The sequence below is a fragment of the Mongoliitalea lutea genome (assembly GCF_014652135.1).
Lineage (GTDB): Bacteria > Bacteroidota > Bacteroidia > Cytophagales > Cyclobacteriaceae > Mongoliitalea > Mongoliitalea lutea.
The window spans coordinates 162,151-183,618 of sequence record NZ_BMYF01000007.1 but is presented as its reverse complement, the minus strand read 5'-3'; the positions used below and the strand labels follow the sequence as shown (position 1 = coordinate 183,618).

General features: G+C 40.2%; 25 protein-coding genes. 8 read left to right on the top strand and 17 right to left on the bottom strand.

Annotated features, from left to right (window positions below):
* Positions 1-2 precede the first annotated feature (2 nt).
* The 6 genes from pcaH to IE080_RS07540 all read left to right on the top strand — a co-directional run bounded on the left by pcaH (position 3) and on the right by IE080_RS07540 (position 5,312).
* Positions 3-707 carry a protocatechuate 3,4-dioxygenase subunit beta gene (pcaH, locus tag IE080_RS07565; RefSeq protein ID WP_189580154.1) on the top strand — a complete coding sequence of 235 codons (705 nt, stop codon included), beginning with the start codon at positions 3-5 and terminating at the stop codon, positions 705-707.
* On the top strand, positions 700-1,281 hold the full coding sequence (pcaG, locus tag IE080_RS07560) for a protocatechuate 3,4-dioxygenase subunit alpha (protein WP_189580151.1): 582 nt from the start codon (positions 700-702) through the stop codon (positions 1,279-1,281). Before pcaH ends, pcaG begins: the two co-directional genes overlap by 8 nt.
* Position 1,282: 1 nt before the next feature.
* Positions 1,283-2,104 carry a CoA transferase subunit A gene (locus IE080_RS07555; RefSeq protein WP_189580148.1) on the top strand — a complete coding sequence of 274 codons (822 nt, stop codon included), beginning with the start codon at positions 1,283-1,285 and terminating at the stop codon, positions 2,102-2,104.
* The gene (locus IE080_RS07550; protein ID WP_189580145.1) at positions 2,094-2,858 is read left to right on the top strand and encodes a CoA-transferase subunit beta; all 765 of its coding nucleotides are present in this window, start codon (positions 2,094-2,096) and stop codon (positions 2,856-2,858) included. Before IE080_RS07555 ends, IE080_RS07550 begins: the two co-directional genes overlap by 11 nt.
* A gap of 6 nt (positions 2,859-2,864) precedes the next feature.
* Positions 2,865-4,067 (top strand): 3-oxoadipyl-CoA thiolase, encoded by a 1,203-nt coding sequence (gene pcaF, locus IE080_RS07545; RefSeq protein WP_189580142.1) that lies wholly within the window; start codon positions 2,865-2,867, stop codon positions 4,065-4,067.
* A gap of 93 nt (positions 4,068-4,160) precedes the next feature.
* The gene (locus IE080_RS07540; protein WP_189580141.1) at positions 4,161-5,312 is read left to right on the top strand and encodes a lyase family protein; all 1,152 of its coding nucleotides are present in this window, start codon (positions 4,161-4,163) and stop codon (positions 5,310-5,312) included.
* 49 nt (positions 5,313-5,361) lie between these two features.
* On the opposite strand, the gene IE080_RS07535 is transcribed toward IE080_RS07540, so the two are convergent.
* The 15 genes from IE080_RS07535 to IE080_RS07465 form a co-directional block, all read right to left on the bottom strand.
* A complete protein-coding gene (locus IE080_RS07535; RefSeq protein WP_189580138.1) occupies positions 5,362-6,060 on the bottom strand; it encodes a hypothetical protein in 699 nt (232 codons plus the stop codon).
* A 20-nt stretch (positions 6,061-6,080) separates the two neighbouring features.
* Positions 6,081-6,770: a hypothetical protein gene (locus IE080_RS07530; RefSeq protein ID WP_189580135.1), complete on the bottom strand. Its 690-nt coding sequence runs from the start codon at positions 6,768-6,770 to the stop codon at positions 6,081-6,083.
* On the bottom strand, positions 6,757-7,479 hold the full coding sequence (locus tag IE080_RS07525) for a hypothetical protein (RefSeq protein WP_189580132.1): 723 nt from the start codon (positions 7,477-7,479) through the stop codon (positions 6,757-6,759). The genes IE080_RS07530 and IE080_RS07525 overlap by 14 nt, the downstream gene beginning before the upstream one ends.
* Before the next feature lie 48 nt (positions 7,480-7,527).
* A complete protein-coding gene (locus tag IE080_RS07520) occupies positions 7,528-8,232 on the bottom strand; it encodes a hypothetical protein (RefSeq protein WP_189580129.1) in 705 nt (234 codons plus the stop codon).
* The gene (locus IE080_RS07515; protein WP_189580126.1) at positions 8,229-8,846 is read right to left on the bottom strand and encodes a hypothetical protein; all 618 of its coding nucleotides are present in this window, start codon (positions 8,844-8,846) and stop codon (positions 8,229-8,231) included. Before IE080_RS07515 ends, IE080_RS07520 begins: the two co-directional genes overlap by 4 nt.
* Before the next feature lie 35 nt (positions 8,847-8,881).
* Entirely contained in the window at positions 8,882-9,586 is a 705-nt protein-coding gene (locus IE080_RS07510; protein WP_189580123.1) for a DUF3784 domain-containing protein, read from the bottom strand.
* Positions 9,587-9,602: 16 nt separating this feature from the next.
* Positions 9,603-10,550 (bottom strand): alpha/beta hydrolase, encoded by a 948-nt coding sequence (locus IE080_RS07505; protein ID WP_189580120.1) that lies wholly within the window; start codon positions 10,548-10,550, stop codon positions 9,603-9,605.
* Between the two features lie 63 nt (positions 10,551-10,613).
* On the bottom strand, positions 10,614-11,288 hold the full coding sequence (locus IE080_RS07500) for a hypothetical protein (RefSeq protein WP_189580117.1): 675 nt from the start codon (positions 11,286-11,288) through the stop codon (positions 10,614-10,616).
* Between the two features lie 63 nt (positions 11,289-11,351).
* Positions 11,352-12,014, bottom strand: coding sequence for a hypothetical protein (locus IE080_RS07495; RefSeq protein WP_189580114.1), 663 nt, complete (start codon positions 12,012-12,014; stop codon positions 11,352-11,354).
* Positions 12,011-12,742 (bottom strand): hypothetical protein, encoded by a 732-nt coding sequence (locus tag IE080_RS07490; RefSeq protein ID WP_189580112.1) that lies wholly within the window; start codon positions 12,740-12,742, stop codon positions 12,011-12,013. Before IE080_RS07490 ends, IE080_RS07495 begins: the two co-directional genes overlap by 4 nt.
* Positions 12,739-13,407 (bottom strand): hypothetical protein, encoded by a 669-nt coding sequence (locus IE080_RS07485; RefSeq protein ID WP_189580109.1) that lies wholly within the window; start codon positions 13,405-13,407, stop codon positions 12,739-12,741. The genes IE080_RS07490 and IE080_RS07485 overlap by 4 nt, the downstream gene beginning before the upstream one ends.
* The gene (locus tag IE080_RS07480) at positions 13,404-14,084 is read right to left on the bottom strand and encodes a hypothetical protein (protein ID WP_189580106.1); all 681 of its coding nucleotides are present in this window, start codon (positions 14,082-14,084) and stop codon (positions 13,404-13,406) included. The genes IE080_RS07485 and IE080_RS07480 overlap by 4 nt, the downstream gene beginning before the upstream one ends.
* Positions 14,081-14,755 (bottom strand): hypothetical protein, encoded by a 675-nt coding sequence (locus IE080_RS07475; RefSeq protein WP_189580103.1) that lies wholly within the window; start codon positions 14,753-14,755, stop codon positions 14,081-14,083. The genes IE080_RS07480 and IE080_RS07475 overlap by 4 nt, the downstream gene beginning before the upstream one ends.
* Positions 14,756-14,883: 128 nt before the next feature.
* On the bottom strand, positions 14,884-15,228 hold the full coding sequence (locus tag IE080_RS07470) for a PadR family transcriptional regulator (RefSeq protein WP_130275182.1): 345 nt from the start codon (positions 15,226-15,228) through the stop codon (positions 14,884-14,886).
* Positions 15,229-15,604: 376 nt separating this feature from the next.
* Positions 15,605-16,168 (bottom strand): YdeI/OmpD-associated family protein, encoded by a 564-nt coding sequence (locus IE080_RS07465; RefSeq protein WP_189580100.1) that lies wholly within the window; start codon positions 16,166-16,168, stop codon positions 15,605-15,607.
* A gap of 58 nt (positions 16,169-16,226) precedes the next feature.
* Between IE080_RS07465 and IE080_RS07460 the strand changes: the two genes are divergently transcribed.
* The gene (locus IE080_RS07460; protein ID WP_189580097.1) at positions 16,227-17,141 is read left to right on the top strand and encodes a glutaminase; all 915 of its coding nucleotides are present in this window, start codon (positions 16,227-16,229) and stop codon (positions 17,139-17,141) included.
* Positions 17,142-17,589: 448 nt separating this feature from the next.
* Here IE080_RS07460 and IE080_RS07455 read toward each other — a convergent pair whose 3' ends face one another.
* Positions 17,590-18,300, bottom strand: a complete 711-nt coding sequence (locus IE080_RS07455; protein ID WP_229800546.1) for a hypothetical protein — start codon at positions 18,298-18,300, stop codon at positions 17,590-17,592.
* A gap of 317 nt (positions 18,301-18,617) precedes the next feature.
* Positions 18,618-19,910 (bottom strand): serpin family protein, encoded by a 1,293-nt coding sequence (locus tag IE080_RS07450; protein WP_189580091.1) that lies wholly within the window; start codon positions 19,908-19,910, stop codon positions 18,618-18,620.
* A gap of 114 nt (positions 19,911-20,024) precedes the next feature.
* Between IE080_RS07450 and IE080_RS07445 the strand changes: the two genes are divergently transcribed.
* A complete protein-coding gene (locus IE080_RS07445; protein ID WP_189580088.1) occupies positions 20,025-21,422 on the top strand; it encodes a hypothetical protein in 1,398 nt (465 codons plus the stop codon).
* Positions 21,423-21,468: the final 46 nt, after the last annotated feature.

Here is a 21,468-nt window from a genome sequence, read left to right as displayed (position 1 = left end):
ATATGGATACTACTCAAAACCAACGTGATTGGACTAGCCATCCACCCTTGATAGCTCCAGGCTATAAATCCACCATTTTCAGAGGACCTTCTCAAAACCTGATTACCGTACCCGAATTGATGAAACCGAGTTCCGGACCCATCTTCGGTTTGGAGTCTGTGGCTCCCCTTGATCATGACTTGACCAAGAATGGCATCAAAAACGGTGAACCGCTTGGGGAACGGATTGTAGTCAGTGGAAGGGTGTTGAATCAACATGGACAGCCACTGAAAAATACGCTTATTGAAGTATGGCAGGCCAATGCAGCGGGAAGGTATGTGCATAAGCGTGACCAACACCATGCCCCTTTGGACCCCAATTTCTTTGGTGCAGGGAGATGCGTGACCAATGAAGAAGGCATTTTTAAGTTTTACACCATCAAGCCAGGTGCCTACCCTTGGGGAAATCACCCAAATGCTTGGAGGCCTAATCACATTCATTTCAGTGTATTTGGACCCAATATCGGTACGCGCTTAGTAACCCAGATGTATTTTCCAGGAGATCCCTTGTTGGATTATGATCCCATTTACTTGGCTGTTCCAGAAAAAGCACGTGAGCGCTTGATTTCAAGCTTTGACCTGGGCTTGACCGAAGAAGGTTTTGCCTTGGGTTACCAATTTGACATTGTATTGAGAGGACATCATTCAACCCCTTTTGAAAATGAATAAGCTAGGACAAACCCCATCACAGACAGTAGGCCCCTATTTTGCCTATGGTCTGACACCAGAGCAATATAAATTTGACCATACAAGTTTGGCTACTCCCGTTTTGCTTGATGCTAGGAAGAACTCTCAGGATGCCATCATTCTCCGAGGAAAGGTGTGTGACCTCCATGGAGAGGCTGTGGATGATGCGATGATTGAAATCTGGCAAGTGGACCAAGAAGGTAAATTCCAGATCAAACCTCATCAAGGCTTTTTCTCCATCGGAAGGATGGGTACAGGTACCATAGAAGGAAACTTGTTTGAATTTACCACCTGCATTCCAGCAGCGGAAAAGCCTGGTCAGGCACCTGCTATTCACATGATTGTTTTTATGCGAGGGCTGTTGAGTCATGTGTATACCCGTGTGTATTTCGAGGATTTCAAGGAATTAAATCAGGAAGACCCTTATTTGAAGTTAGTTGCCGAAGAAAGAAGAAGTACTTTGATTGCCCAAAAGGTACAGGAGAGCCCTGTTACAATATATGAGTTCAATCTGCATATGCAGGGCGAAAATGAAACGGTGTTTTTTGATTATTGATATGCAAGCTAAGATACAAACATTGCAAGAGGCTATTGCCACCCATCTCTTTGATGGGGCAACGGTAGCTATGGAGGGATTTACACATCTGATTCCCTTTGCCGCAGGCCATGAGATTATCCGTCAGGGATTCAAAAATCTGGAATTGGTTCGGATGACTCCGGATATGATTTATGATCAGCTGATTGGGGCAGGGTGTGTTCGCAAATTAAGATTCTCCTGGGGAGGAAACCCTGGGGTGGGATCTTTGTACCGCTTGCGGGAAGCTATTGAAAAAGGCTACCCTCAACCCTTGGAAGTCGATGAACATTCTCATGCGGCCATGGCAGCAGCTTATGCAGCCGGAGCGTCAGGTATGCCATGTGCCATTTTCAAAGGATACTATGGAGCGGATTTGGAGAAAGTCAATCCTTCTATCAAAACCTTAGCCTGTCCATTTACTGGAGAACGATTGGTGGCAGTACCAGCCATTCGACCTGATGTTACCATCATCCATGCCCAAAAAGCCTCCAAAAAAGGGGACGTTTCCTTGGAAGGAATTGTGGGCGTGCAAAAGGAGGCTGTTCTTGCTGCCAAAGCTGCCATCGTAACCGTGGAGGAAATCGTAGATGAGTTACAGCCTTCAAGCCCGAATGCCGTGATTTTGCCTTCCTGGACTGTCAGCGCTGTAGTACATGTACCCGGTGGTGCCAAACCCAGTTATGCCCATGGATATTATAGCCGAGATAACAAAGCGTACATGGATTGGGAAGCGATTTCCAAAGACCGAGAGAGATTTAATGAGTGGCTACAGGAATTAAAATCAACAGACTATGCAGTATAATTCAACAGAATTGATGACCGTGGTGGCATCCCGGATTTTAAAGAATTCCGATGTATGCTTTGTTGGAATTGGCTTGCCATCTGCAGCTTGTAATTTGGCGAGGCTTACCCACGCACCAGATATCACCTTGATTTACGAATCCGGTACTATTCAAACCAAGCCTGACGTATTGCCACTTTCCATAGGGGATGGAGAACTGTGTGAAACAGCCTTGACCACCGTATCTGTTCCAGAGATGTTTAGTTATTGGTTGCAGGGCGGGAGGATTACCGTTGGATTCCTTGGAGGGGCTCAAATTGATAAGTTTGGCAACATCAACACCACCGTTGTAGGGGATTATCACAAACCCAAGGTTCGGCTTCCCGGTGGAGGAGGCGCTCCCGAAATTGCTGCATTTTGTCATACCATTTATGTGATCATGAAGCAATCCCCTCGCGCTTTTGTGGAAAAAGTGGATTTTATCACCTCTTTTGGCCATGGAGATGGTCCCGGTCAGCGAAAAGCCATGGGACTTAACACGAGTGGCCCATCCAAAATTATTACCGACTTGTGCATTATGGAGACAGAAGAGGCGACGGGTGAATTTATTGTCACATCCATACACCCAGGGGTAGCTAGGGAAACTATCCAAGAAAATACCGGGTGGAAGATTCGATTCGCAGAAGAAGTTGCCATTACTGATGTTCCCGAGTTGGAAGAGTTGGAGGCATTGAGATTATTGAACGAAAAAACTAAAATGGCCCATCAGGGCTAATACACCATGCAGGAAGTTTTTATTTGCGCGTTTAAGCGAAGTCCCATTGGACGCTATGGAGGGAGTTTGTCAGGGGTAAGACCGGATGATTTAGCAGCAGCAGTTATCAAAGGCACGTTAGCTACCCTTCCTCATGTGGATACAGAAGCAATTGACGATGTGATTTTTGGCTGTGCCAATCAGGCAGGTGAAGATAATCGCAGTGTGGCCCGCATGGCCTCTTTGTTGGCCGGATTACCGACATCCATACCAGGCGGAACGGTCAATAGACTTTGTGGTTCTGGAATGGATGCCATCTTGATTGCCTCCCGCATGATTAAGTCAGGAGATGCCGATTTAATTTTGGCAGGAGGGGTAGAAAGCATGTCACGGGCACCATTTATCATTCCTAAGGCAGATGCGGCTTTTTCTAGAAACATGAGTATTGAGGATAGTACTTTGGGTTATCGCTTTATCAACCCTGTGTTAGATTCCTTGTATGGTTCGGATAGCATGCCAGAGACGGCGGAAAATGTGGCCGAAATGTATCATATCAAGCGGGAAGACCAAGACCGCTTTGCGTTTGCTTCTCAGGAAAAATGTGCCGCTGCCCAGCAATCGGGAAGGTTTGCACAGGAGATTCTCCCCATGGAAGTGAAGGTGGTGAAAAATAAGGTGCTCTTTGACCAAGACGAGCATCCACGAGCAGGAACAAGTTTGGAAAAGTTGGGTTCGCTACCTGTACTTTTTAGAAAAAATGGAACGGTAACCGCTGGCAATGCCTCTGGAATCAATGATGGTGCTGCCTGTCTAGTGTTGGCATCTGAAAAAGCCATAAAAAAGTATCAACTGGAGCCCATTGCCCGGGTGTTGACAGGTGCCGTGGCGGGTGTTCCTCCAAGAATTATGGGAATAGGACCTGTCCCTGCTACACAAAAACTGTGGGTAAGAACAGGGCTTTCAGACAGAGATTTTGATTTGTATGAATTCAATGAGGCTTTTGCTGCACAGGCTTTGGCATGTTTGCAGGAATTAGGGATTGCTTTTGATGACCCTCGGGTGAATGTGAATGGTGGAGCGATTGCTTTAGGGCATCCGCTGGGCATGTCGGGAGCTCGGATTACAGGCACATTGGCGCTTGAAATGCAGGCTAGAAAAGCCAAAAGAGGCTTGGCCACTATGTGTATAGGAGTGGGGCAGGGTATCAGTATTGCATTGGAATTGGTTTGACTTATTGGGGAGCCGAATGTGAATATCTCTGTGGCAGGATGATTTACAGGTCCCATGGACTATAGCTCCCTTCTTTTTTCTTAACTTGAAGGCATGATTGACAGAAAGATTTTCAGAACTTATTGGGGGTACCCTCAGGTGAACTCACATGTTAGCGATGTAAGTTTCATTCGTGCGATTTTGACATATGAATCATGTCTAGCTTCCTGTCAATCCAGTTTAGGTATTATTCCAAAGGAGGCTGCTCAAGCCATCCATGAGGCTGTCAATCGAGTAAGGGTAGATGATGGCTTGATTCAACAAGTGGATAGTTCCACTGCGGAAAACGGTATTCCCACCATCGCAGTAGTTGAGGCTATAAAAGAGCAGCTGGACCAAAGCTATCATCCATTTTTACATGTTGGGGTTACTTCTCAAGATTTGATTGATACGGCGCACATGCTTGCACTTCAGCAACTGACCAAAGACTTTCGGCAGGTTTTTTCTGGAAATTTTCAATCCTTGGTAAAGTCTTGGTTGGAGCATAGTGATTGGATATGTATAGCACGAACCCGACAGCAACAGGCACTGCCAGTGACTTTTGGATACAAACTCTACCATTGGTTTGCGCCATTAGTGGATAGTTTGAAGATACTCGAACAACTCCGGTTTCCGGTTTCTCTGGGCGGTCCTGTAGGGGATATGCGGGCATTTGGTGAGCAGGGGAAGGTGCTTACGGAAAAGTTGGCTGAGGCCTTGGGAATGGATGATTTTGGAGCTGTTTGGCATCAAAATAGGCAGCCGGTTTTAGAAATTGTAAATGTTTACGAACGCATCTTGATGCAATTGAGAAAAATCCTTCAGGATTGGATTTTTTTGGCTAATTCAGAGATTGCTGAGCTTCGATTGTTATCCAAAGGCAAGAGTTCGGCCATGGCTCATAAAAACAATCCCGTGCAGCTCGAACAGGCAATGGTGTTGGTAAGCATAGCCCTAGATAGCATTCAAAATTATAAAAACCATGCTATCTTTAGTTCCGAGCGGGATGGGGTGAGTTGGACATTGGAATGGTACTATTTGTCAGCTTTGGATAGTCAGCTTCAAGTGGCTGCGCATGGATTTTTAAAAACGATGCATTTGATGGAATGGCAAAAAGAGGCTATGGGAAGGCACGCCTCTTCCTTTCAGCATCAGTTGCAAGAAGCAGCCTTAAGCAAAGGTTTTAAAGAGGCATTGCTGAGATTGTTGCTATCCGAAGAGGATTGAATTTTAAACATCATATGGTTGGAGTTTTCAATCCAGTGTCAGATAATTCCTATTTCTTCACTTCTCCATATAGTTGCATCAATTTTTCTGTATCTGCGATATTCTTGTTTAAGACTTTAGGGAGTAAAAAGAAGCTTAGGAATAAAAATGCCATGATGGCAACGACCAATCCTAAATATAGCTGTCCAATAATATTTTCGATAAGAAATCCCGATTGGTTAAGGAATACATGACCTTGCAAACATATTTGCATGCCTATGTTGAAATATACAAACAAGGCATTTTGAGCAGTGTAGGAAACATATTGCTTGTACCGTGAATGGTATTTCCTGTATTTGAAAAACATAGCGGCCAAAGGAATAACCAAAGCTGCAATCATGATGATATACCAAGTCTTGAGATCAGGTACTAGAAGGAAAACTTGGTACATAGCTACTGCAATACCAATGGGTAGGATGATTTTCGTACTGCTAAAGGTGGCTTTGATTTCAGTCCAGTAATGACGCTTAAATCTCTTTTCAATCAACTTGACATAAGACTCCTCCAACCCTGAAAACCCAAAAATCCCAAAGGAAGCATGCACCTTAGCGAAGGCTGTTTCCAAGGATATTTTAGGGTCGCCGGCCATTAGTTCTTCTATCTTACAAGCCACATGGTCCAAAATCTCGTACTGCACATCGATAAATGGATAACCCTTGCGGGAGATCATTTTTTTGAGTTGCTCGATTTGGTCTTTGGTTAGTTTCATTGGGTTTTGGGATTTTAGACTCAATTGGTTTGGTACTGTTGGATGAGTTTCTCTGTATCTGCTTGACTTCTTTGAAAGACTTTGGGCAAGATAAATAAACAAGCAAACATGGATGCGAGTAAAACGGTTACCCCAAGTACTCCATAACTAGTCCAAATAGTTTTGTCTTTCAAGGAGCTGTTCAACGTGATGTAGCTAAAACTGCACAGTTGATAAACAAATGAGACAATTAAAAAGAAATTCCCTGTGGTATTAAAGGATGCATATTTCCGGTATTTTTTAAATTTCCTCCAGTGAAAAACAGCCATGGTCACGGCGCAGAAAATAAAAAGCATCAATAACCCTTCAATCCAGCCATTATTGGATTCAAATTCATGACGGAATTGGTAGAATAAAGCAAAAATACCCATAACTAAAAGTACTTTATAGCTGAATAAAAAACACTTCAATTCTTCCCAAAAATAGGAGCGATGCCTTTTCTCAATCATTTTTTGATAAGATGCTTCCAGTTCATTGAATCCTTTAGCACCAAAACTGGCAAATACCTTGCGAAAAGCCTCATCCAAAGGAAGGTTGGGGTTTTCTTCCATTAATCCCTCAACTTTACATGCCACATGGTCTAGGATTTCGTATTGGACATCGATGTATACATGGCCCTTGTAAGAAATCAAGTTCTTTAATTGCTCGATTTGTTCTTTACTTAGTTTCATACAGGAAAGGTTTTAGTTTGGTTTGATAGACTTTTAAGAGTGCTCTATTTGAAAACAATAGGATAACTATTATAAGTGTAGTATTAAGGGCGCTTGAAAAGACTAACCCAAAATATTCAACGTAGGGAAAAAATTCTTGTGTCAATGAAAAAACGATATGCCAAAAAATCATTTTGTAAAGAATCAACATCTGTAAACTACCTCTCTTGGCACTATAATAACCGTTACTTCGTAGTAGCTGTGATTTTTCTCCCAGCGTATCTTTTGTGTGATAAAACCATGCTTGAAAAGATAATGGTACGACAACCCATAAAAGCATAACAACTCCAACAATAATATCGTGTCGTTCAAAAAAGAAGAAGCCTAATATGCTTGCTAATGCAATAAAAACAAGGTTGATAAGCAAATTGGATAGTTGAAAATCAAAAATACTACGGTTAAAGCATTTGAAATAATCCCATATTTGGGAATTTTGATAGCGGACCTTGATTTTGAAAATTTCCCATCTCGTCCAGTTTTTCTTTTCTTTTTTCCAAAAAAGCTCAACATTTTCGGAACCCGAGGCTTCGTATTTGCACAAAACATGGTCCAAAATTTCAAAGTATAGTTCTTCAAGCCTAATGGGGCAGGCAGCGACTTTTTCTTCTAAGAATTGAATGTCTGTTGGAGAGATTTTCATTGCAGTTGATTTTTTAATTTTTTCATTCATTCGAGCTCATGCTATCGTAAGCTTAGAAGCTGATTTATTTCCCAACTTTTACACAGTCTCATAAAGTCTTTGAAGCTTGTGAGTTCTTTCAATACTATGGTCAATACTTTTTCTTACACTGAGGAGTAGAGAAAAAGTTATAAAAATAATGCCAATACATATCCATTGCTCCTTACTCATGGATGCTATATTCCACCATTGTATCTCGCTAGAATGCCATAAAAGGGTGTATGCAACATATAAACCTATATATAAAAGAACAGCAAATGGTGAACTCTGTCTTGCAGCAGCATATTGATGATAGGTTTTTAGACTCCTCCAGCTTCTTCCTGTGATGAGGTGCAATAGGATGAGAAAAATGCCTATAGCAAACAAATAACTTCCGATATAGCTGTCTCCAAAAAACAGTTGATTAAAGAATGCTAAGCCTAGGAACAGCGCAGTTAATCCGAAGGGAAGGATAATCCTCCAACTGGTCCAAATAGTTACAAGTGCTTCCAAGGTGAATTTGGTAGCCTTTTGTTGAATGGTTTTTTCGTAAGACTCCTCCAAACTCGAAAAGCCGAATATCCCAAAGGATGCATGTACTTTGGTAAAGGCAGCCTCTAAGCTGAGTTTGGGGTCGTGTGCCATCAGTTCTTCTATCTTACAAGCCACATGGTCCAAAATCTCGTACTGCACATCTATATATGGATAACCCTTGCTGGAGATCATTTTTTTGAGTTGCTCGATTTGGTCTTTGGTTAGTTTCATGCAGTCTTCAATTTATGAATTTCACGCATTGTCATCGTAGAGCCGCTGACAAATAAAAAGGAAATGCTAAGAGTGTTGATTGCAAAGATTGTTTGGGCAGTAAACCCTAGTTTAAGTAACAAATCAAAATCAATTATTAGAAACATAAGCCAGAACACTAACCAAGAAGAGTTCCAGGAAGCTACCACATGGGAGTTTTTGAGTAGCTTTATCCTGAAAGATAATACGATTAGTAAAGCAATGATTACGATGAAGGAAATTTTCATCCATTTAATGGCAAATGGGATTTCTAGACCAATACTATTCACCGCTAACATGATCAAAGCTGCTAGCAAGAGAGACTTGATCAAAATCATCGGTTCCATAAATGATTTGAAAATTGACTTCATCTTTGCCAAATGGGTGGTGATAAGCACATCCATCTGGAATTTTTCAGGATTCACCTTTTGGGTGGCTTGATCAAATGCTGACCTGAAATCCAAACCTTCTTTCATAAGTTGCTCTGTTTTTGAGGCTATATGGTCTAACAGTTCGTCTTGAATATTAGTGTAATAGACCTTGACTTTTGACAATTCCAGTCTGATCGTTTCCAGTTGTTCGTGATTTAGTTTCATGGCGCTTTATGCTAGTTTCGTTCAAGTAATACTAGTTAAATTTTAGACTGCAACTCCTTGTAAATCTGGTCTGTTTTAGCTTTGTCCTTATAGTTGATAATCGTCGTTTCCCCTGACTTGGTGATGATTACTAGAAAGGGGCCTGACGAAGCATGCACTAGTAAGTGGGCTTTGCCAATATCTTCTACACGGAAAGTTCCTTTTTTGATTTGGCCTACGCCCAAGCCATTGTTGCGTGATAGGACCCTTGGAATCCGATCCGTAAGGGCAATGGAGTCAATCTCTGAAAATTTCAATTCTGTTCCATAAGAACCAGAAAAGGCAACTGATTCATGCTTCATCTCATGTTTCGAAGGAATGATGCCATAGATTACGCTAAGCAAAGCTCCTATTAAGATGAGAGCGGTAAACAGTACTTTAAACTTAGAATTGACAAACTTCTCTTGGTTATGATCAAATTGCCTTCCTTTTACCACCATTATGATCGCTCCTATTGCAATGACTAACGGAGCGAAATAGTCCGATAACGTTGGTTGATTAACTGCTTTCAAAAGAATATGGCCCACGACTACCATAAAGCCCATGGCCAGAAAAGTATTCCTCATAAAGGTCGATAAACCTTCTATATCGATATTTTCCTGTTGGCGCTTGGACATGGTATTGTATCCCGAAATTAACTTTGGGAAGGCCTTCACGAAAAAACCGAAGCTGATTAACGTTATTCCAATTAGGGTAGTCATGAGATGAATTTTAGGTTCAGTTGTTATAAATATGTTCAACAATCGACTTTATTAACTCGTCTGAGATAGGTAAATCCGGAATGTTATAAGAAGCAGCATTTTGCTGAGGATCTTCATCTACAATTTTTAATACATGATTCATGTTTTCAATTAAAGTTAAAGTCGCTTTTGGCTGCGCTTTTGCCAGAATTTGGGCGTCCTCTACCGTAACTTGTAAGTCATTTGTTCCCTGAATAATTAACGTTGGAATAGAAAGTGTTCCTATGATTTCATGGGGATCGTGGTTAAACCAAGAAATGAGGTATGGCTGAATACTTGGTCTAAATAAGGAGTAAAGCATAGGGTTGACATCTTCCACTCTACTACCATCTTTCAACTTGTCAATTATGGGAAAGGTAAGGTCTTGGATTTCCTTAGGTTGTGCGCCTAGTTGTCTTTTTAAAGTTTTATCCGCTGACTCTCCTGCGCCTGCTATAGATATGAATTTATCTGTATATGAAGATGCGGCCATACCAATTAATGAACCCTCACTGTGACCGATGATTGTAATGCTTGAAAATCGTTCATCTTGCTTGAGCATCGAGATCCATTCTTCCACATCTAAAATGTAGTCATTGAAAAGAAGTTCACTTTCTTCTTTCATAGCAGCTACACTTTCTCCAATTCCTCGCTTATCAAAGCGTATGGATGCAATTCCATTTTTTGCGAGTTCATGAGCAAGCATTTGTAAAGAATTATTTTTACCAGCTATGGGGTTGTTTCCATCTCTATCCGTTGGACCTGATCCAGCGATGATAAGAGCTACGGGAATTTTTCCTGATTTTTCAGGAATGGTCATGGTTCCAAAAATATCTCCAGTTTGAGTGCTTAATGTGATTTCTAATTCAGAAAACATATCATTTTCTTTGCTCATGGGCAAAAAAGAAGTAGATAGGATGAGTAAAAGTGTAATAGCGAGTTTCATTTCTGTGTTTTTTAGTGGTTCAGGTTTGAAAATAGTTGTCTCTGGATCATTCCTAGTTTAGTTTTAATATTTTATCAGCTTTAAGGTTTTCAGATTAATAGCGTTGAAAATCACCCAGCAAAATGTCAGTAAAATCATGCTGAATAAGAGCAAAAAATAGGGAGTCAAATAAGCGAACGAAGTGTTTTCCAAGAGTTTTGGGAGTAGCTGGGCAAATAAATTGGTGATCCCAAAGATGAAAACATGAGAACCAAAGAATTGATGGGCCAAGACATATCTAGGTTTATGAACGCCAGGAGCCAAAGACCAGCTAAATCCATATTTGGTTTTATTAAAATAGAGGGAAAAGCCAACCATAGAAAAAAGTACTAAAGCAGAGACGATGTACGTGCCTTCCGGGCCAGTTAAAAGAAAAACAGGAGTAAATAGTAGACCCACTACTAATAGTATGCTTAGTTTTTTCCAGCCTAAAGTCCAGATTTTATAGCTTGAGCGAGCGGTGCGTAAAAACTCCTTCCTAGCAGATTTTTCTAATGCTTTTTCCATGCCCCTGATAACGGACCAGGAAAAAGTATTATCCAGTTCTTCTTTCTTTTGTAAATACACCTCAACCGGAACTTGTTCTAAAGCCGATATATAATGATCTAACAACTCATCATAGATTTCTTGATACGCAATCAGGCAACGATCGAGTCGGGTTTGGATGGTTTGAATTTCGGTTTCGGATAGCGTTCTCATGGATTTTCAGAATAGCTTTTTAAGTGGTTTAGGCAATGTCTTTAGAATGCTTTGTTGTTGGAATTATTCATGAGTTATTTCCAAGGGTTTGTGGTTGATTGTGCTGTAAATTAATAGGGCTATAGATAGGACAATAACTGCATATCCAATGATCAGTACTTGACTAGGTTTTTGATAACCATGGTGATGGAGCATAAACGAGGGAACTAGCAAAACAAAGTTCAGTACATTGAAATAGAACAAATGCTTTTTGAACGCTGCTTCATGGATTGCCTTTTTCGCTTTGTTTTGTACCAACAAAAAAGGAATGTTTTGTGAGGCATAGGCTGCAAAAGCAAGTAGGGCAAAAACCATCAGTAGTGTGAGATTGGCAAAGGAATGAAAGCCCATGAAGCAATACAAGCTGTAATTCAATGCCAAAAGCAAGGCAAGGATACCCATTGTTAATTTGTTGAAAATCTGTAATGATATTTTTGTAAGTAATAGCTTGTCTAAATCTCTTGTTGCTAGTGTTACTTGTTGCTTTTCCATTTGACGAATGGTGGACCAGTTAAAAGCGTGGTCTAACGCTTCCTTCCTGTGTGGAAATTCCTCTTCGGAAGCGTGTTCCAATACCGAAACATAATGGTCAAACAGCTCATCATAGACCTCCTGATAGCTAATCTGGCAGCGATCGAGACGGGCTTTGATGGTTTGTAGTTCTATAGCAGACAGGGTTCTTTTCATCGAATACCACAGTTTAATTTCGGAGTATATGCTTTAGTCATGGAAATAATTGCTTGGGCTCTGGCAATGATTGCTATGAAAAATAACCAAATCAATCCAACCGTGAAATACACATAAGGAGCTTGGAAAAGGAATACTATTGAGTGTTCTGTAAAAAACTCAAGTGTGCTCAGGATAAGGATGGGCAATGCAACAAGAAGTAGCATGAGCGCAACAATCAAAGCAATACCCCTTGGCTTGCCTACATGATACATGGCTAGTATGGGTTTGTCATCTACTAATCTGTATTGGTGTTTTATCTTTCTTTTCGGGTAGGCCCTATCAATTGTCCAGCTAACCAAAACAGTACTGAACAATATTGATATGGTGATAAAAAACTGTAGGTTTCTAGCCTTGTCAACCCAAGATGGTAGTGAGAAGGAAAATGCGAGCAATAGGACTGCGACCCACCAATTTTTACCTATTAGTAAATCGACTAATTTCTTTTTGAAAACTTCTGGATATGCTGAATGTAATTCATTTAGATAGTTGCCTGATAATTGTTTACAATACCCTACGGTAAAAGTCTGATCCAACTCAGCCAAGACTTCTTTCACAGGACGTTCTTGCTCCAACTCTAAAGCTGTCTGATAATGATCCAATACCTCATCTCTCACCTCAATGTAAGGGATCTGTTTAGTATTGATATGGTAATGCAATTGCTCAATTTGGTCTTTATTTAACTTCATGGCATGATCAGTTTGAAGGTTTTCAAATTGATGGAGTGATAAAGAGATAGCGCATAGAGATTCAAAAATGTACTGTAGAATAGAATCAGAATCATTGCTGGATTTTCTAGACCATTGTTATTCAATATAATTGAAGTGATGAAAAAAAAGAAATTACTCCAATTTAAAGCAAAGAGGTATCTTCCTACAGCTGCCTGTAAAATTACATTTCTAGGTCTGAAATAACTTGGATTGAAAGAAAACCAAAAATTATTACCTGAGTGATAAAGCAAGGCTGTTATAACCCCGAATCCAGGCAAAAATGCAAAAGCCATCATCACATCAAGACTTATCGTTTTATAAATAACAATTAATAAAACTGTGTAAGTGAAAATCCCAAAAACTCTCCAAATGTCCATTTTCCAAAACTTCAATGCTTCTAATTGTGAAGTTTGAAGTTCTTGGCTGACATTTTTTAGAAGTTCTTTTTCCATATTCCGAACCACCGACCAAGTAAACTCATCATCCAAAATTTCCTTATTTTTCGCAAACCCCTCTGGATCTACTTGCTCCAAGGTTGTTACATAATGGTCTAAAAGTTCATTGTAGATTTCTACATATGAAAGACTCAGGTTTTCAAGCCTGTCTTTAATGATTTCCAATTCTACATCAGTTAGTTTTCTCATACCAATGCTGTTTTTGATTTGATTTTCCAGACTTGAAATATTCCTATGTTTAATAATCCTAGGATTAAGAAAAACGCCATGCTGATTAAAAAGAAATATGGGGTATCAACTATATTGTAGAATCCCAATATTTTAGGGGAAGTTACCAATAGTGAAAATATAGATGTGGGTAAGAATATAGTATTCATCATGGAGGAGATGTGAACCGAAATCAATAAATTATCTCCTTTGTAGAAATTTTTAAAGGTTTTAATTTTTTGATGTGAGTGCCACCAGATAATAGAATGAAAAACCAATGTTGCTCCTAATAAAGCCATTAAAGCAAGCATTTGATGATTTTTGTCCATAAGAGGCCAGAAAATAATGATTGCGAGTACAAGCGCAAGGCTGAGAAGGGCTTTAGGCCAAGTGAATAATAAGATAACTTGTTGCCAAGCCAATCTGAACATTTCTTTTCTAGACATATGCAGAAGGTCTTGCTCCAGTTTTTTACAGTATTTGGAGGTGAATTTCATTTCCAAAGCATTAAGTTCGATTTCAAACTCCTCAGCTGAAAACTTTTCCAAATGACTCACATAGTGGTCATAGATTTCTGCCAAAAGTTCAATAACGCCAATATCTTTTTGGCCAACTGCCAATTGTACTTTTTCTAATTCTTTTTCCTCCAGTTTTCTCATACCAAAGCTGATTTAGATTTGATTTTCCAGACTTCCATTAGTGAAATCGCATAGAATAAAAGCAAGACTGTTGTCATAACTGCAGCAGCAGGTAAAATTGATTCTGAATCAAAATTTTCCAGAACGATTTTTGGGTAGAATATCAAATTCGCCAATAATAAGGGCCAAAGCAAGCGCATAGAAAGTGGTGTCATTAAAGAGGATTTAATAGGTACTCCATTTCCTTTAAAAGATTTTTTAATAGGTAAAATTCTTTTCAACCACTGATACCCTAAGGCTAAATGCATCATAAACAGTAGAGCCAAAGGAGACATCAAAAGAAATTTAATTTCCTGTTCAGTTCTTGCTTGTGTCGCTACAAAATTTACAACGGCTAAAATGCCTGCTAGGAAAAGTATTCTTGAAGTGCAGAAATATTTTTTGATCACCATCCATTGGGCTTTTCCTATATCTATGTTTTTATGGAATTTAGCCTGCAGGGCATGGCAATAGGCATAGGTGAACTTCTGTTCCAACTCAAAAAGTTGTTCATTGAATTCCTCCTTGGGAAACTCCTGCAAGTGACTGATGTAATGGTCATACACCTCCATCAGAATCTCAGCTGAGGAGATCTCTTTCCGCATGATTGCCTTGCGGATTTCTTGAAGTTCTATGTCGGTTAGTTGGCGCATAAATTTTTGTTTCTCGCAACGGGCGCAAAGTTTGCGCCACGTGCGCTAAGGGTACTTTTAAGGCTGCAATTGTTTAATATATGTTTTGAGTTCATTGCGTCATTAGTTGCGAACGCTGCGTGAACCCTTTAAGCCAAACCCGGCTTCCATTCAGGATCCAAGATGCGTTGGAGATTACCTACGAAACTCTGCAACTCGGACATCTTGGCGCTGACTTCCTTTTGTCCGTTTTTGGTCAGGCTGTAGTATTTTCTCACCCGGTTGTCTACTTGCTGGATTTCGGTAGTCAGGAGTCCTTCTGCCTCCAACTTATGCAGGGCAGGGTAGAGGGCACCTTCGGTGATTTTGATCTCTCCTTCGGTCAGTTCCTTAACCCGTTGGGTGATCTCATACCCATACATTTTTTCATTCTCTTCCAGCAGTTTGAGGATGATGGTCTGTAGGCTTCCCTTGATTAGATTGTTATTCGACATGGTGTTTAAGTACATTGGATGGCTAAATATATAAAAAAATTATATACATAAGAAACTTGGGTATGTTTTTTTAGAGACGAGAGGTTAGAAGGGAGAGATTAGACTCGATTCTACTCGGAAGCCGACTTTAGTTTTGGAGACAGGAAACAAGAGTCAAGAAATAAAGGATGAGACTGCTAGAAAGAGAGATTGTGAGAGGTAGAGAGTGATATATGCTTGCGCGATATAAGTTGATATATGCCTATCGGCGATATATTGGGGGCGTGTAAACAATAGAATTATTCTTTAAAAAAGTGTCAAGTAATTTCAGGACATATCACTAACCTCTCGTTTCTCGCTTCTCGACTCCTGCTTGCAGCAGGTAAGTCTCGCTTCTCTACTTATACTTATCATTCAATCCTTTTCCCTCCAAAATCATGGGGGTGATTTTCTCTAGTCGGGATTGTTTGGTGGCGTCACGCTTGGCTTGGTTAAGGTATTCGATGTATTCCCGCTGTTTTCCAGGAGTGAGTTGATCGAAGGCGGATTGAAATTCTTGTGATGATTGGAAGGCTTTTTCTAAGATTTCGGGTACAATGATTTCACCTGCTGGAACAGGAGCTAGTTTTTTGCCTTCTTTGGCATGGGAAATAGCTTCTGCTACATAAGAACGAATCTGTTCAGGGTTGATTTCCGAGCTTTCGGTAAATCTCCATTGCCTGAGGGCTTTGGTTTTTCCTTCTTGAGCGTTCAATAAAACTCTATCTGGGTCAGATAAAAATACGCCTTGGTAAAACCACAAACAAACAAAATTTTTAAACCCTGCCAAGCCAACCACATGCTGGCCTTCATGACAATACACGGGAATTCCCCATTTAATGAGAGGGGTAAGCTCGGTTTCATCCAATAATCCTTGGAGGGCACTGAGTTCTTCGGTCCAATCGTTAGCTGCTGATTTCATGGTGAAAAATAAGAAAAAGCTGTTGAATTTGTAGTAAAAAATCTTTCCCTTTGATAGTATGAATTATCAGCAAGTTATAGAAGAAGTATACCAGGAAGTACAGGAGAAAAATTTAAGAGGAAAAGTGGCTACATATATTCCTGAGTTGGCAAGTGTAGATCCGAATCAGTTTGGGATCGCATTGGTGGATTTGGAAGGGAATGTTTATGGGGTAGGGGATTATGAAGTTCCTTTTTCTATCCAAAGTATCAGTAAGGTGCACACGCTTACCATGGTCTTTCATGTGTTTAAAAGCAAGCTTTGGTCACGGGTGAATGTTGAGCCAAGTGGCAACCCTTTCAATTCTATTGCCCAATTGGAGTTTGAAAAGGGTATTCCGCGAAATCCTTTTATCAATGCGGGAGCTTTGGTCATTACAGATGCACTTTGTAGTAAATTTGAGCATGCCACAAAACAGGTATCCGATTTTATTAATGAATTGGCGGGTAAGACATGTGTTAGTATCAATCCCTCTGTGAAAAATTCTGAAAAAAATCATGGGGAGCGAAATACAGCATTGGCCTATTTCCTAAAAGCCTATAAAAACTTTGATAATGATGTGGAGGAGGTATTGGATGTGTATTTTTCACATTGCGCCATGGAGCTGACTTGTGTGGACTTGGCCAAATCTTTCTCATTTTTGGCTAATGACGGCTATTCTATATTTGCACAACGGGAAATTGTCTCTGAAAGTCATGCACGCAGGATCAATGCCTTGATGCTCACCTGTGGGTTTTATGATGAAGCAGGGGAGTTTGCATTTAGAGTGGGCTTGCCTGGAAAAAGTGGTGTAGGGGGTGGTGTTGCTGCTGTTATGCCTCATAAGTTTAGCATTGCCGTGTGGAGCCCCGAACTCAATGAAAAAGGGAATTCTGTCAAGGCGATTCAAGCGCTGGAATTGTTGACGGATAAATTGTCGTTCTCGCTATTCTAAACTTTTAGCTATTTCTTTATTTTGAACTTGATGACTGATTGAAGCGAACCTTTTGACAGGTTCATGGACCGATCAAGAAACAAAGGATGAAGGAAGGAAGGATGAATGTACAGAGACCAAGAAACTTTTCCAAAGTTCACCAGATGTTGAGAGCATCATACCTCTCTTAATGCTCCATAACTTCTGAATGGTTTTCCTACCATTGGGCAATTAGCAGTTGAATGAGGTTTTTTGAAACCATTAAGGTATTAAGGGGATTAAGTCTTTTACGAGGTTTCTCTTAATGCTCCTTAACTTCTGAATGGTTTTCCTATGATCGTGAAATTAGCAGTTAAATGAGGTTTTTTTATAACCATTAAGGTATTAAGGGGATTAAGCCTGGTGTTTCTGAACTGCTCACTGTTCATTTCTCATTTTTCATTCCACATTATCCACTGCTCGCTGCTCACTACCTAACCGGATAAATTCCAATACCTGGATCAACGGCATTCACTACTCCGGATTGTAGAAAGAAATTAGCCATTTCTAGAGCATCTCCCTGGGAGTTTTTGGTGGCGCGGATTTCATGCCAATTGGACATAAACTGATTGGCACCAAGCCACTCGGTATTAGTGGAAGCAATCAATTCTTGGAGCGCTGTTAACTCTTCAGGGTTAGGAACTCGAACAAAAAAGGAACTGACGTACACCCTTACGCATTGCTCTCCCACAGGGTTACCGATGGCATCTTGGCAATCATCTGTTTCAAAAGTTGGGTGGGCATAGGCAATGATATCACTACCTTCGAGTGATTCAAGGATCACCGAGATTTCGGAACAGTTTCTTTGTCTGTTTAATCGAACGGGGATTTGTTTGAATTGGTATTGAGCATCTTCATGGATCGTGAAGTTAAAACCTTGATCTAAAAAATTTTGTGTTTGTAAAAAATCACTAATATCCTCGTCAGTATAACTTTTGTCTATCCCGATAAATATAAATTCTCGAGACACTTCTCCCAAAGTTAACTGCTCTCCTTGGTAAATCCGGTAGTTTAAAATATCACATTCCTCGAGTAAGGATGTAGACTCATCAGCATCAATACAAGACCAATTGATGAATAGAAGCATGAGGCCAGAAGCGAGAAACGAGAGGCGAGAAATTAGATACGGGAGTTTTGTCATGTTGTTAGAATTAAGAGGTAAGAATCAAGAATCAAGAGCCAAGAGGCAAGAATCAAGAAGTAAGAGCTAACATATAAATTACTGATAATGAGAAACTTTTCCAAAGTTCGGCAGGTGTTGAGAGAATTATACCTCTCTTAATGCTCCTTAATTTCTTAATGGTTTCGCTACCATTGTGACATTAGTAGTTGAATGAGGTTTTTTATAACCATTAAGGTATTAAGGGAATTAAGTCTTGTATTTCTGAACTATCCACTATCACTTCTCACTGTTCATTACTCACTGTTCACTGCCAACTGCTCACTGTTCACTTTCCGTCATCCCTCTAATGGATTCTCGAGTTTTCCCATAAACAGGATTGCTCCGCTGTGTTTTTCTTGGATAAAGAAGATGAATGGACGATCCAATGTAATTCTCAATGGTCCTGAGGGTCCTGCACTGAACCTTTCTGTTACTTCGACTATCGTTGCGGCGACAGCTTCCGTACCTTTTTCATCCACTTCTATAAAAGCCTGATGGATGACCCTGCTTATCTTCAAGTCATCCGTAGGGTTGGAAAATAGAGCAGTGAAGTTATCCGGATGAAAAGAGAAAGGTCGAACCAAGCCCATGGCCATTAAATCATTTTTCATATTTTCCATTTTATAGGAAATTTTGAATTTGGGCATTTTGAGAATGATCCCTCTTTCTTGGGCATTGTTTCTCCATTCACGTAGATTGTTCAAGGTCAGCAAGGGAGCCAATTGTGATAGATCCCCCGATTCATTGAACAAGACGCCCATGGAGTACTGTCCCGAACTGTAAGGTATCTCCAGATAAGTTGCTCCATGACCAAAGCCAAGCTTCATATCCGAAGCATCTTTAAGGTCCATCATGTCAACCATGATTTCCTGATCACCTCTCAAGCGGAATTTTTCCTTCTTAGTGTTCGCCTTTGGGAAATTGTAGGTCCAGTCTCCCTTAAAGTAAATAGCATTGACCAAATACATCACAGCATTCGATGGAATTTGGTCCAGCATCTCTCGAATCAGATTATTGGTTTGTTGGGCAATCCAATTATTGATGACATTTACAGAGTTTGGATTGAACATATCCAAAGGAGCCACTTCTGCATTGAAATAGCGATTGGCGGCGGCTTTGAAAGGTGGTTTTACCTGATACCCTTCCTTATACCAAATACCATTGGCAATGTTGAGTTTGACCTTTTCATCTACTTCCAGTAAGAAATTTGTCAGGTCTTTAACCGCTTGATTGGCATCTTCTAAACTCATACCCTGCATTTGCAGCACCTCCAAAAACTCCTGTAATACTTCTCCTTCATTCCCGTTCATAGTCATCGCCAAGGCCTGATGAATGGAGTAGGGACTGAAAAACTGATTTTCAGAGAGTGATGATTTGGCCAATTGCTGAAAAAGATTGATGGCAAACTGTGTACTTGACTCAGAAAGTTTTTCCTCAGAAGTAGAAAGTACCCTTAAGTTGGGTTCAACTCTACCAGAAAGCGGAGGCTCTCCCGGTAAGCAAGCAACTACAAAGATAATCAATAACAGTACACCTAATTTGGATGAGATTGATTGTGAAGTAGAGATGTTTTCAAGAGTTGTTTTCATAGCAAGGCATTTAAAAGTAAAGACGAGAGAAACTTTGCAAACGCTACAATACATTTATTTTTTTTATCAGCAGAATCTATGGGGTTTTTAGTTATTTTTACAAAAAAAATTATGATGAATCATCGTATTTTCATAGTGCTTTTACTTTTCAGTATTTTCAGTCAAGTAAATGCTCAAAGCGCCTTAAAATTGGAATTGTACACTGGCCCTCAATTAGGCTATCAGCAACTAGTGAATGACTCCCGCCCAAGTATTGAGTTTCAACCAAAATTAGCCAACCACTTAGGTTTAGGAATACTCTACAGTATTAGGTCAGATTGGCAACTTGCCATACAGTCCGAGTTTACTGGGATTGCGTATGGTTATACTTTTTATCCTAATTTTCCATCTGTGGATGATTCCCGAAGGTTTACTGCAAGAGGGGGGCAGTTATGGAACCATAGACTAGGACTTAGAAAATCTTGGGAGAAGGGAGATCATGCGCTTTATATGCAGCCGATGCTTGGAATTACCAAGGGCAGGTTTATTGATTATTCGGAATATGATACACTTGCCTCATTTAACTTTTTGACGACGAGAACTTCTATCAGTCTAAATAAGGGCTTGGAGCTTGGTATGAAGTTTTATACCAAAAATAAAAACTATTTTCTAGTAGGTCTTCGTCACCAACAAGGGTTCAATGATTTATATCCTACCGATTTCAATTGGTTTAACAATGCTCCTGTTTCTACGATTCAACGGAGAGGGTCGTATTCGGGATTAGTATTGGGGTATGGGATTGATTTTAAAGGAAAGACAAAGGAAGAAAAGGAACTATGGAAATCTGGGAAAGAAGAGCGGAAGATCAATAAACGGAATTTAGCATGGAGTAATGGATCCTATATAATGATTTCGGGCTTGCTGAGATTCAGGCCTAAATACGAACGGGAACAAAATCTTGAATTCTCACATATCTCCGGTGGGAATGAGTTTTTAGTTGGATATACAAAAGGGTCTTGGAGTCTGGAATCTGGATATAATCGCTGGCGTGCATATACGAATGTCATTCTATTAGAGGGGGTAAACAATCATACACCTACAGATTATCGTATGGATGTCATTCCATTAAGGTTAAGATATCACCTAGATCTAGGAACACGTCAACGATTAAGAGTGGGCGCTTCTACGGCGGCGATGGTAATTTTGGGTTCCGAAGGACCTTATTGGAGCAGCTTTGCATTTGCCCGTAGGGGTGAAGAAGTGATTTACGACCTCGCCTCAGTGCCAATTGAACAGCAAGTGTTGGGGAAAGTTTTTTTTAATGCGGGAGTATTTGCAGAAGTTCCTGTTTTTAACTCGAGTATGTTTACATTTAATTTTTCCCGAAATTTTGGAAGCCCAGAAGTAGGTCGTGTATTGTTGGAGGGAGAATTCTCAAAAGGTAATTTTAGTGAGACATTTGCAGGTACGCTTAACGGTTGGGTAATGGAAATAGGTTATAAATTACCTTTGAATATTGTTTTTAAAAAGTAGCCATCCTAGAAACCCCTATCCAAATTTAAAGAAAGATAGGGGTTTC

What these genes read in the sequence shown, in the direction of transcription:
- pcaH (WP_189580154.1), top strand. Translation starts at nt 3, where the DNA reads ATGGATACTACTCAAAACCAACGTGATTGGACTAGCCATCCACCCTTG.
- pcaG (WP_189580151.1), top strand. Translation starts at nt 700, where the DNA reads ATGAATAAGCTAGGACAAACCCCATCACAGACAGTAGGCCCCTATTTT.
- IE080_RS07555 (WP_189580148.1), top strand. Translation starts at nt 1,283, where the DNA reads ATGCAAGCTAAGATACAAACATTGCAAGAGGCTATTGCCACCCATCTC.
- IE080_RS07550 (WP_189580145.1), top strand. Translation starts at nt 2,094, where the DNA reads ATGCAGTATAATTCAACAGAATTGATGACCGTGGTGGCATCCCGGATT.
- pcaF (WP_189580142.1), top strand. Translation starts at nt 2,865, where the DNA reads ATGCAGGAAGTTTTTATTTGCGCGTTTAAGCGAAGTCCCATTGGACGC.
- IE080_RS07540 (WP_189580141.1), top strand. Translation starts at nt 4,161, where the DNA reads ATGATTGACAGAAAGATTTTCAGAACTTATTGGGGGTACCCTCAGGTG.
- IE080_RS07535 (WP_189580138.1), bottom strand. Translation starts at nt 6,060, where the DNA reads ATGAAACTAACCAAAGACCAAATCGAGCAACTCAAAAAAATGATCTCC.
- IE080_RS07530 (WP_189580135.1), bottom strand. Translation starts at nt 6,770, where the DNA reads ATGAAACTAAGTAAAGAACAAATCGAGCAATTAAAGAACTTGATTTCT.
- IE080_RS07525 (WP_189580132.1), bottom strand. Translation starts at nt 7,479, where the DNA reads ATGAATGAAAAAATTAAAAAATCAACTGCAATGAAAATCTCTCCAACA.
- IE080_RS07520 (WP_189580129.1), bottom strand. Translation starts at nt 8,232, where the DNA reads ATGAAACTAACCAAAGACCAAATCGAGCAACTCAAAAAAATGATCTCC.
- IE080_RS07515 (WP_189580126.1), bottom strand. Translation starts at nt 8,846, where the DNA reads ATGAAACTAAATCACGAACAACTGGAAACGATCAGACTGGAATTGTCA.
- IE080_RS07510 (WP_189580123.1), bottom strand. Translation starts at nt 9,586, where the DNA reads ATGACTACCCTAATTGGAATAACGTTAATCAGCTTCGGTTTTTTCGTG.
- IE080_RS07505 (WP_189580120.1), bottom strand. Translation starts at nt 10,550, where the DNA reads ATGAAACTCGCTATTACACTTTTACTCATCCTATCTACTTCTTTTTTG.
- IE080_RS07500 (WP_189580117.1), bottom strand. Translation starts at nt 11,288, where the DNA reads ATGAGAACGCTATCCGAAACCGAAATTCAAACCATCCAAACCCGACTC.
- IE080_RS07495 (WP_189580114.1), bottom strand. Translation starts at nt 12,014, where the DNA reads ATGAAAAGAACCCTGTCTGCTATAGAACTACAAACCATCAAAGCCCGT.
- IE080_RS07490 (WP_189580112.1), bottom strand. Translation starts at nt 12,742, where the DNA reads ATGAAGTTAAATAAAGACCAAATTGAGCAATTGCATTACCATATCAAT.
- IE080_RS07485 (WP_189580109.1), bottom strand. Translation starts at nt 13,407, where the DNA reads ATGAGAAAACTAACTGATGTAGAATTGGAAATCATTAAAGACAGGCTT.
- IE080_RS07480 (WP_189580106.1), bottom strand. Translation starts at nt 14,084, where the DNA reads ATGAGAAAACTGGAGGAAAAAGAATTAGAAAAAGTACAATTGGCAGTT.
- IE080_RS07475 (WP_189580103.1), bottom strand. Translation starts at nt 14,755, where the DNA reads ATGCGCCAACTAACCGACATAGAACTTCAAGAAATCCGCAAGGCAATC.
- IE080_RS07470 (WP_130275182.1), bottom strand. Translation starts at nt 15,228, where the DNA reads ATGTCGAATAACAATCTAATCAAGGGAAGCCTACAGACCATCATCCTC.
- IE080_RS07465 (WP_189580100.1), bottom strand. Translation starts at nt 16,168, where the DNA reads ATGAAATCAGCAGCTAACGATTGGACCGAAGAACTCAGTGCCCTCCAA.
- IE080_RS07460 (WP_189580097.1), top strand. Translation starts at nt 16,227, where the DNA reads ATGAATTATCAGCAAGTTATAGAAGAAGTATACCAGGAAGTACAGGAG.
- IE080_RS07455 (WP_229800546.1), bottom strand. Translation starts at nt 18,300, where the DNA reads ATGACAAAACTCCCGTATCTAATTTCTCGCCTCTCGTTTCTCGCTTCT.
- IE080_RS07450 (WP_189580091.1), bottom strand. Translation starts at nt 19,910, where the DNA reads ATGAAAACAACTCTTGAAAACATCTCTACTTCACAATCAATCTCATCC.
- IE080_RS07445 (WP_189580088.1), top strand. Translation starts at nt 20,025, where the DNA reads ATGAATCATCGTATTTTCATAGTGCTTTTACTTTTCAGTATTTTCAGT.